Below are 14908 nucleotides of genomic sequence, written 5' to 3'. Positions count from 1 at the left end.
GGGGGTGCGGGCACCTGACGACGGCGCTGCGGGCCGGTGGAGGGGACCGGCCTGCGGCGCTCCCGCTGAGCCGCACCGCCGCACGGTCCGGTATGTCAGGATCCCTCCAGGTACGCGGTTCGCCGATTCGTGAGCCGGGCAGGGACGAGGGGGGGACCGGTGGTGAGCGAGATCCGGGTCGACGAGCGGGCGACCCTCCGGTGGCGCCTCGGTGTGCGGGTGCTCGCGGTGGTCCAGGCCGCGGTGGTGCTCGCCCACCTGACGACATGGCCGGTCCCTCCCCTGCTGACCCTGCTGCCGGTGTTCGCTCTCGGTGTCGTCGCGGGTGTCTCCCGTGACCGGGCACCGGGCCGGTGGTGGTTCGCCCTGGCGCCGCTCGCCGCACTGACCGTCACGGTCGTGGTTCTCGCCGGGGCCGCTGCGGACGACGTCGCGTGGTGGGTGGTCGGCGCGGCCGTCAGCGCCGCGCCCGCGTGGCTCGTGGCGTCGACGGGACGCGCCCCGCGACCCACCCGGCCGGACCCGTCGGACCTGACGGGCACGGCGTGACGGGCACGGCACGACGGGCACGGCGTGACGGGCACGGCGCCCGACGTGGCGACGCGGTCGGGTGCCGTGGGTGAGATGGGATGAGATCGGCCCGTCCGCGGCCGATGTCCGGTTACCCTGCGCCGATGGGACGCCGTGGCCCGAAGCAGGAGGTCGACCTCGTCGAGGAGGACGGCCCGGACGAGGGCGCGTCGGCCGGCCCGGCGGGGGGACCCGCGGACGGCCCACCGTCCGGGGCGGGGCGCGACGACGCCGCACGCGCGCGCCGGCGCCGGGCCACCACGCTCGGGGTCGGCCTGCTCGCGGCCCTCGTACTCGTCGGCGTCGTCGGGCAGGGCGTCGTCACCGCGCGCGAGCGCGACCGGATCGCCTCCCTCGCCGCGCTCCCGAACGTCCTCGCACCGCTCGACGGGCCGCCGCAGGTCCTGTGGACCAGCGACGAGGACATCCCGTCGGGTCAGGTCCGGACCACCGCCGGCGACCTGGCGGGGGCTGTGGGGCGATCCGACGGCACCGTCGTCGCGCGCGCGGTCGACCTGGCCACGGGCAGGACGGTGTGGGAGGTCGACCTGCTGACGGCCGCCGACACGATGGAGCTGCCGGCGGGGACGACCACGGCCGGGCGCGGCTCGGCCTACTGCTGGCCGGGCACCGACGACGGCAACGCTGCGGACGTGATGCTGTGCACCGCCGAGAACTCCGTGTGGGTCGACGAGGACGGGTCGTTCCGCCGGATCCCCGCGACCGTCACCCGCGTCGTCCTGCTCGACACGCGCGACGGCACGGTGGTCACCGACCTCACGGACGAGGCCGCCGCGGCGCCGGTGGCGGAGTCGTACGCAGCGTTCGGTGACCTGGTGCTGCTGGCCGGCCGCACGTCCGACGGTGCCGAGGTCCGGGCCGTCCGCCGCGACGGGACCGTCGCGTGGCGCACCGCCGTGCCCGGCCCGCCGCCCCCGGAGCCCGAGCCCGGAGGGGTGCCGGAGCGGTTGGAGCTGCTCACGGTCGGCGACCACGCCGCCCTCGTCGCGCCGGACGCCGTCCACCTCCTCGACGCGACGGGGGCGACGGTCCACCGCACGCCACGTGACGCGGACGCCTGGGTCACGGGCTCCACCGACGACACGGTCGTCCTGGGGACGGGCGGCCCGTACGGCACTCCCCCCGGTCCGCCGCAGCCGCCCGCGTCCTCCACGTTCCTGGGGCCGGACGGCGCGGTCACCCGCCCCGGGGAGTGGGTGTGGGCGACCGTCGACGACGGCACCGCACCGTTCACGGCGCTCACGTGGGACGCCGACGGCCTGCACGCCTGGGGCCGCGACGACGCACCGCTGTGGACCGCCGACGTCCGCCTGCCGCGCCAGACCGTCGTCCTGGACGGGCTCGTCCACCTCACGGACGGCACCGGGCTGCTGACGCTCGACGCCCGGACGGGTGCCGAGGTCTGGCGGGTGACCGCCCTGCGCTCGGAGACCCCGCTGCTGACCGACGGCACCGTGCTGGTCGTCACCGCCGGGCCCACGCTCGGCGAGGACGGCGGCACCCGCCTCGTCGCGCTCGACCGCGAGGACGGCTCGGAGGTGTGGCGCGCACCCGTGCCGGTCGACGTCGAGAGCCTGTGGGCGGTGGGCGGGCTCATGCTGGGTCAGCAGTGGGAGCACGACGGACTCACGGACCGGGTGACCGTCACCGCACTGGGGTGATCCGGTCGGCCGACCGCGGCACGCGCCGCGGCAGGGTGCGGCGACCCCGCCGCGCGCTCGTCCGTACGACCGGCACGTCATCCCGGGGTGGGACGGGTCCGCCGCTGCACCGACCACGGGCGGAGGACGCGCAGCGTCGTGTGCCCCCGTGGTGGGCCGCACGTCGATCCCGCAGGGGGAATCGCCGGGCGAGGCGTCCCGCATAGCGTCACCTTCATGCCCCTGACCTGCGACGACGTCGTCCTGCTGCACGACCCGCGCGTGGCGGCCGTCCCGGTCGTCGACAGCGGCGACCCCCTCGTCGACGCCCGGCTGCCCCGCCTGCGGCCCGCCACCGACCCGCTCGGTGCCCGTGTCCGGGCACCGGTCGCCCGGCGCCTCGCGCTCGCCCAGGCCGCGCTGCCGGCCGGCCTGCACCTGGCCCTGGCGCAGGGGTGGCGCAGCCCGGCCGAGCAGGCCGCGATCGTCGCCGGGTACCGCGCCCGCGTGCGCGCGGACCACCCCGCCGCGTCCGACGCCGAGGTGGACCGGCTCACCAGCCGCTACGTGGCGCCGGTGGCCGTGGCGCCGCACGTCGCCGGTGCGGCCGTCGACGTCACCCTCGTCGACGACGCGGGCACGGAGCTCGACCTGGGGTGCCCGCTCGACGCGACCCCGGAGGAGAGCGGCGGGCGGTGCTTCACCGACGCGCCGGTCCCACCGGCCGCACGGGCCCTGCGCACGGCGCTGTCGGACGCGATGCGCGCCGCCGGCTTCGTGAACTACCCGACCGAGTGGTGGCACTGGAGCTTCGGCGACCGCTACTGGGCGCTGCTGACGGGCAGCCCGGCCGCCCTGCACGGGCCGGTGGCGGCGTGAGCGCGACCCTCTGCCCGACGGACCCGTGCCCGGACGCCGCCGTGGCCCGGACCCGCCCGGTGCTCACGGTGCGGCTCGACGCGGTCGCGCACAACGCCCGCGTCCTGGCCGGGTCGGCGCGGCGCCTGATGGCTGTCGTGAAGGCCGACGGGTTCGGGCTGGGCGCCGAGGCCGTCGCGCGCACGGCGCTCGCCCACGGGGCGTCCGCGCTCGGTGTCGCGACGCTCACCGAGGCGGCCGAGCTGCGCCTCGCGGGCCTGACGGCGCCGCTGCTGGCCTGGCTGACGGCCCCCGGCGACGACCTGTCCGACGCCGTGCTGCACGGGGTCGACGTGGCCGTGCCGGGTGTCACGCACCTGCGGGCCGCGGCGTCGGCGGCACGGCGGCTGGGACGCGTCGTGCGCGTCCACCTGTACCTCGACTGCGGCGCGGCCCGCGACGGCTGCCCGCCGGAGCTGTGGCCCGCGCTGTGCGCCGCGGCCCGCCGTGCGGAGCTCGACGGGACCGTGCGGGTCGTCGGCGTCATGGGGCACCTGCCCTGTGCGGCGAGCCTCGACCCGGCCGGCAACGCGGCCGCCAGGGCACGGTTCGTGCGCGGCGTCCGGCACGCGCACGCGGCCGGGCTGCGGCCCCGGCTGCGGCACCTGGGCGCGACGGCCGCCGTGCTGGGCCTGCCCGACACGGTGTTCGACCTCTCACGCGTCGGCGCCGGCCTGGTCGGCATCGACCCGACGGGCCGGTACCCGGTGCTGCGCGGGGCCGCCCGGGTGACGGCGCCGGTGGTGCAGGTCCGCGACGTCGGCGCCGGGGTCGGCGTCGGGTACGACCACACCTACCGCACCCCCGCCCCCACCCGCCTCGCCCTCCTGCCGCTCGGCTACGCCGACGGCCTGCCCGTCGCGGCGTCCGGCCGTGCGGAGGTCCTGGTGCACGGCCGCAGGCGTCCCCTCGTCGGACGCGTGTCGATGGACCAGGTCGTGGTCGACGTGGGCGACCTGCCCGTACGCCTGGGCGACGTGGTCACGGTGGTCGGCACCGGCGACGACGACCCCACGGCAGACGGGGCGCCGGCGCCCACGCTCACCGAGTGGGCCGCCTGGGCGGGCACCCTCCCGCACGAGCTCCTCACCGGCCTCGGACGTCGGCTCGTGCGCCGCACCGTCCCCGCCGGCGCCCACGTCCCACCGCACGCCCTTCCCCCTCATCACCTGGAGCACCCATGACCCTGTCCCCCCTGGAGCAGCGACCGCAGCCGTCGTCGCCGGCGCCGGTGTGCCGCGTCGCCGTCGTGGGCGGCGGCGCCAACGCCGAGCACGACGTGTCGATCGCGAGCGCCGCGGCCGTCCGCGACGCCCTGGCCCCGACCCACGACGTCGTCGCCCTGACCGTCGCCCGCGACGGCACGTGGTCGACCGACGGCGCCGCGCTGACGTTCCCGGAGGCGGTCGCCCTGATCGCGACGTGCGACGTGCTGCTGCCCGCGGTCCACGGCCCGCACGGCGAGGACGGCACCCTGGCCGCGCTGGCCGACCTGGTGGGCATCGCCTGCGTCGGGTCGGGCGTGCGCGCCGGGGCCCTCGGGATGGACAAGTGGGCGACCAAGCTGGTCGCGGCCGCGGTGGGCGTCGCCGTGGCCGACGGGCGCGTCGTGCGCAGCGTCGCCGAGGCCCGCCGCGAGCCGCGTCTGCCGGCCGTGGTCAAGCCGGTCGCGAGCGGGTCCAGCCACGGGGTGCGCCGTGTCGACACCGTCGACGAGCTCGCGACGGCGGTCGCGGCGGCGCTGGAGCTGGACGACCGGGTGCTGGTCGAGGAGGTGGTGACGGGCCGTGAGATCGACGTCGCCGTGCTGCGCCGGGCCGACGGCACCACCGTGACGTCCCCGCCGCTGGAGATCGGGCACGCCGGTGCCGTCTTCGACACGGCGACGAAGTACGACGGCAGCGCGCGGTTCGTCGTGCCGGCCGAGCTGGACCCGGTGGACGCGGACCGCCTGGCCGCCGCCGCGCTGGCGGTGGTCGACGCGCTGGGGTGCGACGGGGTCGCGCGTGTCGACTTCTTCCTCACCGCCGGCGGGCCGCTGATGAACGAGGTCAACACGATGCCCGGCATGACGGCGCACTCGCAGGTGCCGCGGATGTTCGCGGCGGCGGGCCTGCCGTACGCGGAGCTGGTCGCCGAGCTCGTCGAGCAGGCACGGGTGCGGCACGCGGCGCGCACGCCGTGACGGCACGGGTCGGTGCGTGGGACGCCCTGCGGGGTGCCGCCATCGCGCTGGTGATGCTGCGGCACGCCTGGCCCGACGTGTTCCCGGGTGCGGGGGTCGTCGGCGTCGTCATGTTCTTCGCGCTGTCCGGGCACCTCATCACCGGTCTGCTGGTGGACGAGGCGCAGGAGACCGGGCGGGTCGACCTGCGGGGGTTCTGGTGGCGTCGGCTGCGACGGCTGGTCCCGGCGCTGGTCGTGCTCGTCGTCGGGTTCGTCGTCGTCACCCTGACGCTCGACCCGCTGGGCGACGTCGACACGCTCGGGCGGAGCGTCGCGGTGTCGCTGACGTACACGGCCAACGTGCCGTCCGTCGGCCTCGTGGGCGTCAGCCCGGCGATCTACCACCTGTGGACGCTGGCGACCGAGGAGCAGTTCTACCTGGTGTGGCCGCTGGTCGTGGTGCTCGCGGTGCGTGCGGGGCGCCTGCGGACCGGGGTGGCGCTCGCCGGGCTGGTCGCCGCCCTGCTGTGCGTCGTGACCGTCGTGTGGTTCCGGGCAGACCCCGACGCGGCGTACCCGCTGGCCACCTCGTGGCTCGGCTGCTTCGTCGTCGGCGCCGCCTCCCGCGTGCTGCAGGACCGGTGGCCGCGCCCCGCGACGGGCCCCGCGGCGGTGGCCGCGGCCGTCGCGCTGCTCGCCGTGCTGAGCGTCGTCGACCTGCGCGGCCACGCCGCGACCTACCTGCTCGCCGGGCCCGCGGTCGCGGTGGCGACCGTCGTGCTGGTGCAGGCCGGCCGGCGGCACGTCACCCTGCGACCCGCGTGGCGCCCGCTGGTCGCGCTCGGCACCGTGTCGTACGGCGCCTACCTGTGGAACTACCCGCTGACGCTCTGGCTGCGTCCGACGCTCGACGACGCCACCGGCCTGGTCGCCGTGCCCGCGACGCTGCTCGCGGCCGCCGCGAGCTGGTGGCTGGTGGAGCGGCCCGTGCAGCGGGCGGGCCGACGACCACGGGCCCCGGCGGGTGTCACCGCAGGACGGTGAGGGTCAGGTCGTCACGGTCCGTCAGGTCGACCGCGACGAGCATGTGCCCGGAGGCCGTCACGTCGTCGGTCCCGTCGGGCAGGGGGGACCGCCACATCTCGGTGCCGTCCGCGGGGTCCAGCGCGACCAGCTCGGGCCGGCCGCCCGCGCTCGGGAAGCGGGCGAGCCCGAGCACGTGCCGCCCGTCGAGGACGGGCGTGCCCGCCACCGCCCTGGACTCCCACAGCCCCTCGCCGGTGCGCGCGTCGATCGTGACGAGGGGTCCCTCGCCGACGAGGTGCAGGCGGCCGGCGACGAGGAACGCGTTCCACGTCACCCGGCCGTCGCGGGACCACAGCTCCTCCCCCGCGGCGTCCCAGGCCGTGACCCGGTCGTCGACGCGCGTGAGCAGCAGGCCGGGCACGCTGCCGTCGTCGAGGACCAGGAGGGGGTACCCGACGACCTCGACGTGAGCCTCCGGGCCACCACCGTGGTGCGCACGTCCTCGTCACCCGTGCCGGCGCGGCCCTCGTCCCCGGACGTGACGACGTGGACCTGGCCCCCGATGACGTCGGCGACGACGTGCCGGGCGCCGTGGCCCGGCTCCCAGGAGCGCACCGTGCGCCCCTGCACGTCGAGGAGGTGCAGACCGCTCGGCGAGCCGACCGCGACGAGCTCACCGACAGCCTTCAGGTGGAACCAGCGCTCGTCCGCGTCGTCGGGTGCCGCCACCGTCGTCCGCCACCGTTCCGAACCGTCCGGTCCCACCGCGACGACGTCGGCCCCACCCTCGGTCGGGGCCACGACCACGACGATGTCCGCGACGGCGGCGAACGACGGGGCCACGACCTGCTCACCCAGCGCCCCGGTGACGTCGGTGACGACCGACCCGTCGCGGGCGTCGAGCGTGACGACGCGCGTCACCGACGGCGGGAGCGCGGTCGACCCCTCGTCGGTGAGCACCTCGACGCCGTCGCCCACCCAGCACGTCACGAGGCCGTCGCGGCTGCCGGCAGGCGCGCACCGGCCGGAGTCCGCCCACGCCGACGTGTCCGCACCCGGACCGGGGCGTGTCGAGCCGTCGAGGAGCTCCACGCGCCACACCTCGGTCCCCGTGGCGGCGTCCACGGCCGTCACCGCCACCGGGCCGCGCGCGACGGACGGCACCCCGACGAGCAGGCCGTCCGCGGTCCGCAGGTCCCCGAGCTGCACGCGGTGCCGGGTGGTGACCTGCCACGCAGGCTCGGGGGGACGCGTCAGCAGGTCGACGCCGTACGGCTGCGCGGCCACCGCCGCGATCGTCGCCCGCTCACGGCGGTCCACCGCCACCTGCCCCACGGCGCCGCCCACGACCAGGGCCGCGACGAGCCCGGCACCGACGAGCAGCGCGAGGCGTCGTCCGCGTCGACCCCGCTCCGCCGAGGGGCCCTCGTCACCGGTGGGCACGCCGTCGACGGTCGCACCCCCGGAGGTCGCGCCGTCGGGCTCGGGCCACTCCTCGACCAGCTCGACCTCGTGCAGGTGACCGCGGCGCGCCATCGTCGGAGGCTAGCTGCCGGGACGACGTCGCGGGCGGGTTCGGTCGCGCCGTCATCGGACCGCGGGACGGTCGTGCGAACGGCCGCGACGGCCCGCCACGGGCGGGGCGGGTCAGACCGTGAGGTCCTCCCAGACGAACGTCGTCGTCGTCCCGCTCTGCCAGTCCCGGCGCAGGACGGCGTAGGCGACGGAGGCGACCGGCGCGGCACCCTCGACGGGCCAGCCCTCGCGGTAGTGCGCCTCCTTGACCCAGCCGCACCGCAGGAACGTCCGGCGCATCGCGATGTTGTCCTCGCGCGTCTGCCCCTCGAAGCGGTGGACCTCCGGCATGGTGCCGAACACGTGGTCGGTGGCTGCGCGCAGCACCTCGACGCCCAGGCCCCGGCCGCGGAAAGGCGCGTCCAGGCGCAGGTCGAACAGCGGCGCCGCATCCGTGAGGTCCTCCAGCCGCAGCACGCCGATCCGGCCGAGGTCGGGGTGCTCGACCCAGTACGTGTCGTGGTCCTCGTCGCGGTACGCGCCGTCGGCGATCGCGTGCTCGACGTCTGCGGCCGTCAGGCGGGGCCGGACGTGGAACGGGAAGGCGTTCCGCGTCATGAAGTCGACGAGGGCGGTGCGGTCGGCGCCGACGGGGTCGAGGCGCTGCAGGGAGACGGTCATGGCGGGGACCCTAGACATCGGACGCGCTGACCTGCGACGACATACCTGCGGTGCGCGACCGCACCGGCCCCGCGACGTCCGCCGGTCCCGGGTCGGGTGGCCGCTCAGCCGGAGCCGAGGTCGCCGGCGAGAGCGCGCAGCTCGTCGAGCACGCGCCGGACCACCAGCCGCTCGGCACGGTCCCGCCGCACGAGCGCGTCGATCCGGCGACCCGCCCGCACCCCGGCGAGCGGGACCAGGCGCACGCGCGCGCCGCCGCCGAACGCGTACCGGGGCAGCAGCGACACCCCGTGACCCGCCTCGACGAGCGCCTCGACGACGTGGAAGTCGTTCACCCGGTGCACGATCCGCGGCACCGCGCCGGACCGTGCACCGACCGCCGCGAGCACCTCCGCCACCGGGAACCCCTCGCGCACGGCGATCCAGGGCACGTCCCGCAGGTCCTGCGGACCGACCTGTGCCCGCTGCGCCAGCGGGTGGTCGAGCGGGACCACGACGTCGAGCGGCTCGCGCAGCAGCGGCACCACGCGCAGCGCGTCGGCGCCGGGCCAGCCGAGCCCGTCGTCGGGACGGTGCGCGACCACGACGTCCATCCGGTCGGTCAGCGCGACGAAGTCGTCCTGTGCGACGTCCTCGTCGGAGCACTCGAGGGTGAGCCCGTCGATCGCGGCCACGCGCGTGAGCAGGGCGGGGAGCAGCAGCAGGGCGGCGCTCTGGAACGCCGAGACCCGCACGACGCCCTGCGGCTGCGCGAGGAACCGGTCGCACACGGCCCGCGCGCGTTCGAGGGCGACGGCGACGTCGACCGCGGCCTCGGCCATCGCCTCCCCCGCGGGGGTCAGCCGCAGCCCGCGCCCGACGCGCTCGGTCAGGGGCACGCCCACCTCGCGCTGCAGCTGCGCGACCTGCTGGGACACGGCCGACGGGGTCAGGTGCAGCACCCGGGCGGCGGCCGTGACGCCACCCTGGCTGCCCACGATCCGGAGCGTCTCGAGCTCGCGCGCGTCCATGCAGCGACGCTACAGGGACGCATCAGGACTTTGCGATGGTCGTGCACGGTGCGCGGGCACCATGCTCGGGGCATGCCGATGCGCGACCGCCTGCTCGCCGCCCTCGTCGCGGTGTGCTGGGGCCTGAACTTCCCGGCCATCCACCTGTCCCTGGAGCAGTTCCCCCCGTTCTTCCTGGTCGCGCTCCGGTTCGCCCTCATCGCGGTGCCGACGCTGCTGCTGGTCCCCCGGCCCACCGCGCCCTGGCGGTGGATCGCCCTGTACGGCCTCGGGTTCGGTGTGCTGCAGTTCGCGTTCCTGTACCTGGCGATGTCCGGTGGCATGCCCACCGGCCTGGCGTCGCTGGTGCTGCAGTCGTCGGCCCCGTTCACCGTGCTGCTGGCCGGGGTGCTGCTGCGCGAGCGGATCACCGCCCGGCAGGGCGCCGGCATCCTGCTGGCGGTCGCCGGGCTCGCGGGGATCGCCGTGTACCGGGCCGGTCAGGTGGGCGGCGCGGCCCTGCTGCCGGTGCTGCTGACCCTGTGCGCCGGGCTCGGTTGGGCGGTCGGCAACCTGGGCAGCCGGCGCGCGGGGCAGGCGCAGCCGGCCGAGCCGGTCCGGCTCATGCTCTGGATGTCCGTGGTGCCGCCGCTGCCGCTGCTGGCGCTGTCGCTCGTCGTCGAGGGGCCCACGCGGATCGCCGGGTCGTTCCAGGGGCTCGGCAGCACGCGGGGCCTGCTCGCGCTCGGCGGGCTGGCGTTCACCGTCGTCGTCGCGACGCTCGTCGGGTCCGGGCTGTGGACCACCCTGATGGGCCGGCACCCGTCCAGCACGGTCGCGCCGTTCTCGATGCTCGTCCCCGTGGTCGGCATCGCCGCCTCGTGGCTGCTGCTGCGCGAGCGCACGTCACCGACGGAGCTGGCGTGCGGTGCACTGGTCGTCGCCGGGGTGCTGCTGGGCAGCACGCGTGGACGCCGGTCGGCGTCCGGCGGCGGCGCCACGGTCCCCGCGACGGCCTCGGCGCGGCCGCTCGACCCGAGACCGGCGTCGCGCACCTGAGGCAGGTCACGCGTGCGGTGGGTGGTGGGCGTGCGGAACCGGGTGGACCGCCTCAGGCACCGGCCGGCAGCGTCCGCAGCAGGACGCGCTCCGAGTCCCCGGCCCGCTGCGCCAGGTCCCACAACGTCGACGACCCGGCACCGGACGCCTCGGCGGCCGCACCGTCGTCCAGGTCCGGTGCCACCCGCCCGTCCGGGTCCAGCGCCTGCACGACGTGGTCGATCTCGGCAGGCGCCAGGGGCACCGCCTGGGCCAGGACGGTCAGGTCGCGCAGCCCGGTGCGCAGCGTGTCGAGCGCGGCGAGCTGCTGGTCGTCGAGCCGGTCGCGGTCCGGCACCAGGTCGTCCTGCAGGCGCACGGCGTCGCGGAGCAGGGCGATCTCGTCCGGTCGTTGCGACCCGGGGCCGCTCGACGCGCGCAGCGCCGCCGCGGTGGCGTCCGCGGCGGCACGGACACGGTGCCGCAGCGGCGGCGGCCGGAGGCCCGGGACGACGACGAACCCGAGCACCACGCCCAGCAGCACCGCGCAGGCGATGAGCCCGACGTACTGCAGCAGCAGCATGACGGGGTCGAGGTCACGGTTCACGGCGTTGAAGCCGACGCTGACGACCACCATGAACGCGTTGCCCAACGCCGGGAGCGTGACGATGTACCAGAGCCCCAGGCACAGGGACACGACGGCGACGAGGACGAGGAACCGCTCCGGCACGACGAGCAGCACCACCGCGACCGTGAGCGCGCCGGTGACCACACCGACGACCTTGTTCCGCGTCTTGACGGCGGTGTCGCTCCACGTGGCCTGCATGATGCCGAAGGTCGCGAGGAGCGCGGTGGAGACCAGCGGGTCGCCCCGCTGCAGGCGCGAGGTGATCAGCAGCATGATCAGCACCGCGAGCGCGGTGCGCAGCGCGTGCCGCACCTGCACGGACCGCAGCCGGGCGGACGGGTGGAGCACCGCGTCCTGCAGCTGGTGGCGCCGGTCGCGCTCGAGGCGGACCTCCGTGGTGTCACGCGTCAGGAGCGCCTCCTCGACGGTGTCGAGAGCGGCCCCCGGGGCGTCGGGCACCGCGACGACGGCCGGCGCGAACGACGGGCCCGCCGCCATCGGCGACGCCGGTGACGACGTCCGCGACGAGGCCGACGAGGCGGCGTGCTTCTCGTGCGTCGGCTTGGCGCGCAGCCGTGCGGCCAGCTCCTCGGCCCGGGACCGCAGCGCGGCCACGTCACCCGCGCCGCCGCCGTCCGCCAGCTCGGCGGTGCGCAGGGCCAGCCGGTAGCTCGACGCCCCCTCGAGCGCCTGCGCGAGCCACCGCGGCCTGCCGTCGGTCAGCCAGGTGCCGAACGCGGTGGCGGTGGCCGTGCTCGGGTCGTCGGCGACGAGCACCGCGGCGACCTGCTCCCGCGTCGGCTTCGACGGGTCGGAGATCCCCATGAGGACACGCAGCACGACCGCCACGACGACACCCGCAACGGCCGCCGCGATCACCTGCCGGTCGTCGGCCCCGCCCATCGGGGCGTACCCGTAGCCGAACATCGTCGTCATCCCCAGGCCCAGGCCGGCCGTGCCGAAGCGGGGCCCGACCAGCGGGAGCAGCGCCGCGACCGCGGTCAGCAGCACCACCAGCACCATCGCCCACGGGCGCGACGTCTCCGCCACGAGGCGTGGCACGGCGGCGGCCACGACGAGCAGCGGCCCCATCACCGCGGCGACGCGCAGGTCCGCCCGCAGCGGCCCCCCCATCAGCGCCACCAGCGCGAACATGCCGGTCAGCCCGCCGATGATCCCGGCCGGGCCGGCGCCCCAGGCGTCGGCCAGCAGGACCGACGGCAGGACCACGATGATCATCAGGACGATCAGCATCGGGCTGCCCTTGGGGCGCGTGCGCGCGCTCGTGCTGTCGGTGCTGTCGGTGCCCGCCACGGTGCCCCCTCGGAGGTTCGGCCACGCTCGTTGCTCACGCTAGAGCGGGAGGGGTGGGGTCGCCACAGGCCGGGCCGTGCCGCCCGATGCGGGCGGTCCGCGCCGCTAACATCGGCGCTCCGGGACGACGGGGTCCCGCACTGACGGTCGCCGGGCGCTCGGTCCGGCGGCGAGGAGGTCGTCGTGGGACGCACGCTGTCCACACCCGCACGCATCTGGGCCGCGGTCGCCGTTGTGCTCCTGCTCGTCCACCTCACCGCCGAGGCGACGGGCGCGCAGGACCTGTCGACCGTGAGCCAGTGGACCCTGATGCCGGCGCTCGCCGCCGTCGTCCTGGCCGCCACGCGCAGCCCGCGCAGCCGGCTGGTGACCTGGGTGCTCGTCGCGCTGGGGTTCTCGTGGCTCGGTGACCTGATGCCGTCGCTCGTCGACGACGACATCTCCTTCCTCGTGATGGTCGGTTTCTTCCTGCTGGCCCAGGTGGCCTATGTCGTGGCGTTCGCACCCTTCGTTCGCAGGTCCGTCGTGCACCGGCGTCGGCTGCTGCTGCTGCCGTACGCCGCGGCGCTCGGGGCACTGGTGGCCCTGTGCGCACCGCACGCGGGGAGCCTGCTGGTGCCCGTGTGCGTCTACGGCGCGATGCTCACCGCCATGGCCGTGCTGGCGACCGGCCTGGGGCGGCTCGCGGCGCTGGGCGGTGCGATCTTCCTGGTCAGCGACGCGCTCATCGCGCTCGAGGCGTTCGTCCCGTCGTGGGACCTCGCGGGTCAGGGGTTCTGGGTGATGCTGACGTACACCGTGGGGCAGGGGCTGCTCGCCGCGGCGGTGCTGCGCGTCGACGCTGCCGAGCGTCGTGCGCCGGAGCAGAGGGGAGAGCCGGCGCACGTCCCGCAAGGCGAAGGGGCGCCGCACCGATCCGGTGGAGACACCCGGGCCGGGCTACCCAACCAGTGAAGGGCCGACAGACTGGCGCCGTGCTGAGGATGTCGAAGGAGAAGGTCTCCCTGGTCGACGGGACCTGCGCGGAGCGGTTCAGCCGGCCGGTCGAGCAGCTCGGCCAGGACGAGCACGGCACCTGGCTCGGCGCACGGCAGGGGAACCCGGTCCGTCAGCCCGACGGCCGGCACGAGGCCCAGGAGCACGACGCCGTCCGGCTCGTCGTGGAGGACGCCTGGTCGCTGCCCGCGTTCTGGCCGCGCCGGTTCGGCCACGGGGAGGGGTCGCGCACCACTGCGACGGGCGCTCCGGTGCGTCGACGGGTCCGGACCGCGCGATCAGTGCCGCATGGACGTCACCCGTCCTGATCGCCTCGACCACCCGACGACGACCCGCAAGCGGTGGACCACCGTCGGTCGACCCGGCGTGCCGAGGGACGCCGTGCTGTACAAGTGAGGGGCACCGGTCACCGACAGCAGGGGGACGCGATGTACGACTCGGCAACGGGGCCGGCGCCGCACGTGAGGATCGGCGACGGGTCGGAGCTCACCCGTGCGCTCTTCGTGCGCGACCGCTTCGCCCTCGCGTCCGCCGCGTCCGTACCTGCACTCGACCCGCCGGTCGTCGCGCGGCCGACGAGCGGGGTCCCGGACACGGCCTGGGACAAGTGGTGGGCTGCGCTCCTCACCCGGGCCCCGCTGACGCCGCTGAGGCCGTTCGACCCGGGTCTCGCCGCGTTGGCGTCGGAGGTCGACGAGGAAGCGCGACGTTGGGAGGAGGAGCACGTCACCTGCGGCCCCGCGGACCACTTGATGTGGATCTCCGACTGGCTCGGAACCCACCGGCTCAGGGCGCACGTCGACGTGCTCGTCATCGGCGCCGGAGGCTCCTGGAGCCGGCGGATCGGCCCGGGACGGGCGCTCGTGTCGACCGCGCTCTACCGGGACCCCATCGGCATCGGCGTCGTGGTGCGGGAGCTGCTGGACGAGAACCGCGCGACCCCACGCGGCAGGTGAGAGCTGGTCGCACAGGCGTCGGAAGGGACGCCGTCCGGGCCAAAAGGCGGTTGAGCTCGACCGACGGGTTCTTGGCCTTGAACCATCCCGCCACGCTCGACTCGAGGAACACGGCGGGCTCCGACGAGTCCCGAACGACGACATACACACCAGGGTGTGTCGGCACGTGCGCATCGGGCAGCCGAGCAAATGGCGCGAACCCCGCCAGGCCCGCGTCGCGCAGACCCTGGAGCGTCCGCTCGCGGATCTCAACCATGTCGCCCCTGTCGTCGAGCCGCGTGGTCACTGCGGTGTGCGAGGGCGCGGCGTCCGGCGTCGTCGTGGCGGGATGAGTCCGAAGATGCGCTCCTCGACCTCGGACGCGCTCAGCCCGTGCGGTGCTCCCCATGCCGTCAAAATGTCGACGTACCGGGCGTAGTCGTCGGTGGATTGCCCCGATCGCGCCGCTGC

At 76.0% G+C, this 14908-nt stretch carries 15 protein-coding genes; 10 read left to right on the top strand and 5 right to left on the bottom strand.

Annotated features, from left to right (window positions below; translation table 11 throughout):
• Positions 1-162 precede the first annotated feature (162 nt).
• The 6 genes from BMZ16_RS10555 to BMZ16_RS10530 all read left to right on the top strand — a co-directional run bounded on the left by BMZ16_RS10555 (position 163) and on the right by BMZ16_RS10530 (position 6359).
• Positions 163-549, top strand: a complete 387-nt coding sequence (locus BMZ16_RS10555; protein ID WP_143082799.1) for a hypothetical protein — start codon at positions 163-165, stop codon at positions 547-549.
• A 125-nt stretch (positions 550-674) separates the two neighbouring features.
• On the top strand, positions 675-2252 hold the full coding sequence (locus BMZ16_RS10550; protein WP_089800281.1) for an outer membrane protein assembly factor BamB family protein: 1578 nt from the start codon (positions 675-677) through the stop codon (positions 2250-2252).
• Positions 2253-2468: 216 nt separating this feature from the next.
• Positions 2469-3110, top strand: a complete 642-nt coding sequence (locus BMZ16_RS10545; protein WP_089800279.1) for a M15 family metallopeptidase — start codon at positions 2469-2471, stop codon at positions 3108-3110.
• A complete protein-coding gene (alr, locus tag BMZ16_RS10540) occupies positions 3107-4333 on the top strand; it encodes an alanine racemase (RefSeq protein ID WP_089800277.1) in 1227 nt (408 codons plus the stop codon). Before BMZ16_RS10545 ends, alr begins: the two co-directional genes overlap by 4 nt.
• On the top strand, positions 4330-5334 hold the full coding sequence (locus tag BMZ16_RS10535; RefSeq protein ID WP_089800275.1) for a D-alanine--D-alanine ligase family protein: 1005 nt from the start codon (positions 4330-4332) through the stop codon (positions 5332-5334). Before alr ends, BMZ16_RS10535 begins: the two co-directional genes overlap by 4 nt.
• The gene (locus BMZ16_RS10530; protein ID WP_255366559.1) at positions 5331-6359 is read left to right on the top strand and encodes an acyltransferase family protein; all 1029 of its coding nucleotides are present in this window, start codon (positions 5331-5333) and stop codon (positions 6357-6359) included. Before BMZ16_RS10535 ends, BMZ16_RS10530 begins: the two co-directional genes overlap by 4 nt.
• Here the strand turns inward: BMZ16_RS10530 and BMZ16_RS10525 are convergent.
• The 4 genes from BMZ16_RS10525 to BMZ16_RS10510 all read right to left on the bottom strand — a co-directional run bounded on the left by BMZ16_RS10525 (position 6343) and on the right by BMZ16_RS10510 (position 9547).
• Complete coding sequence (locus BMZ16_RS10525; protein WP_177199664.1) at positions 6343-6762, bottom strand: outer membrane protein assembly factor BamB family protein; 420 nt, start codon at positions 6760-6762, stop codon at positions 6343-6345. The genes BMZ16_RS10530 and BMZ16_RS10525 overlap by 17 nt on opposite strands.
• Positions 6672-7877 (bottom strand): PQQ-binding-like beta-propeller repeat protein, encoded by a 1206-nt coding sequence (locus BMZ16_RS10520; protein WP_089800271.1) that lies wholly within the window; start codon positions 7875-7877, stop codon positions 6672-6674. The genes BMZ16_RS10525 and BMZ16_RS10520 overlap by 91 nt, the downstream gene beginning before the upstream one ends.
• 111 nt (positions 7878-7988) lie before the next feature.
• Positions 7989-8537 carry a GNAT family N-acetyltransferase gene (locus BMZ16_RS10515; protein ID WP_089800269.1) on the bottom strand — a complete coding sequence of 183 codons (549 nt, stop codon included), beginning with the start codon at positions 8535-8537 and terminating at the stop codon, positions 7989-7991.
• Positions 8538-8641: 104 nt separating this feature from the next.
• Positions 8642-9547 carry a LysR family transcriptional regulator gene (locus tag BMZ16_RS10510; protein ID WP_089800267.1) on the bottom strand — a complete coding sequence of 302 codons (906 nt, stop codon included), beginning with the start codon at positions 9545-9547 and terminating at the stop codon, positions 8642-8644.
• 72 nt (positions 9548-9619) lie between these two features.
• On the opposite strand from BMZ16_RS10510, the gene BMZ16_RS10505 reads away from it, so the two are divergent.
• Complete coding sequence (locus tag BMZ16_RS10505) at positions 9620-10585, top strand: EamA family transporter (protein WP_089800265.1); 966 nt, start codon at positions 9620-9622, stop codon at positions 10583-10585.
• A gap of 52 nt (positions 10586-10637) precedes the next feature.
• Here the strand turns inward: BMZ16_RS10505 and BMZ16_RS10500 are convergent, their stop codons facing one another.
• Entirely contained in the window at positions 10638-12506 is a 1869-nt protein-coding gene (locus BMZ16_RS10500) for a hypothetical protein (protein WP_089800263.1), read from the bottom strand.
• A 183-nt stretch (positions 12507-12689) separates the two neighbouring features.
• Between BMZ16_RS10500 and BMZ16_RS10495 the strand changes: the two genes are divergently transcribed.
• The 3 genes from BMZ16_RS10495 (at position 12690) to BMZ16_RS10485 (ending at position 14458) form a co-directional block, all read left to right on the top strand.
• Positions 12690-13460 (top strand): lysoplasmalogenase, encoded by a 771-nt coding sequence (locus BMZ16_RS10495; protein ID WP_089800261.1) that lies wholly within the window; start codon positions 12690-12692, stop codon positions 13458-13460.
• A gap of 20 nt (positions 13461-13480) precedes the next feature.
• Positions 13481-13810, top strand: a complete 330-nt coding sequence (locus BMZ16_RS10490; RefSeq protein WP_143082798.1) for a hypothetical protein — start codon at positions 13481-13483, stop codon at positions 13808-13810.
• Positions 13811-13930: 120 nt separating this feature from the next.
• Entirely contained in the window at positions 13931-14458 is a 528-nt protein-coding gene (locus tag BMZ16_RS10485) for a hypothetical protein (protein ID WP_143082797.1), read from the top strand.
• The last annotated feature ends 450 nt before the right edge of the window (positions 14459-14908 follow it).

The organism is Cellulomonas sp. KH9, from assembly GCF_900114185.1.
GTDB lineage: Bacteria > Actinomycetota > Actinomycetes > Actinomycetales > Cellulomonadaceae > Cellulomonas.
The sequence above is the reverse complement of the archived record's forward strand: the minus strand, read 5'-3'. Positions and strand labels throughout refer to the sequence as shown.

Coding starts and splice junctions, on each gene's coding strand:
- BMZ16_RS10550 (WP_089800281.1), top strand. CDS start 675: ATGGGACGCCGTGGCCCGAAGCAGGAGGTCGACCTCGTCGAGGAGGAC.
- BMZ16_RS10545 (WP_089800279.1), top strand. CDS start 2,469: ATGCCCCTGACCTGCGACGACGTCGTCCTGCTGCACGACCCGCGCGTG.
- BMZ16_RS10535 (WP_089800275.1), top strand. CDS start 4,330: ATGACCCTGTCCCCCCTGGAGCAGCGACCGCAGCCGTCGTCGCCGGCG.
- BMZ16_RS10520 (WP_089800271.1), bottom strand. CDS start 7,877: ATGGCGCGCCGCGGTCACCTGCACGAGGTCGAGCTGGTCGAGGAGTGG.
- BMZ16_RS10515 (WP_089800269.1), bottom strand. CDS start 8,537: ATGACCGTCTCCCTGCAGCGCCTCGACCCCGTCGGCGCCGACCGCACC.
- BMZ16_RS10510 (WP_089800267.1), bottom strand. CDS start 9,547: ATGGACGCGCGCGAGCTCGAGACGCTCCGGATCGTGGGCAGCCAGGGT.
- BMZ16_RS10505 (WP_089800265.1), top strand. CDS start 9,620: ATGCCGATGCGCGACCGCCTGCTCGCCGCCCTCGTCGCGGTGTGCTGG.
- BMZ16_RS10485 (WP_143082797.1), top strand. CDS start 13,931: ATGTACGACTCGGCAACGGGGCCGGCGCCGCACGTGAGGATCGGCGAC.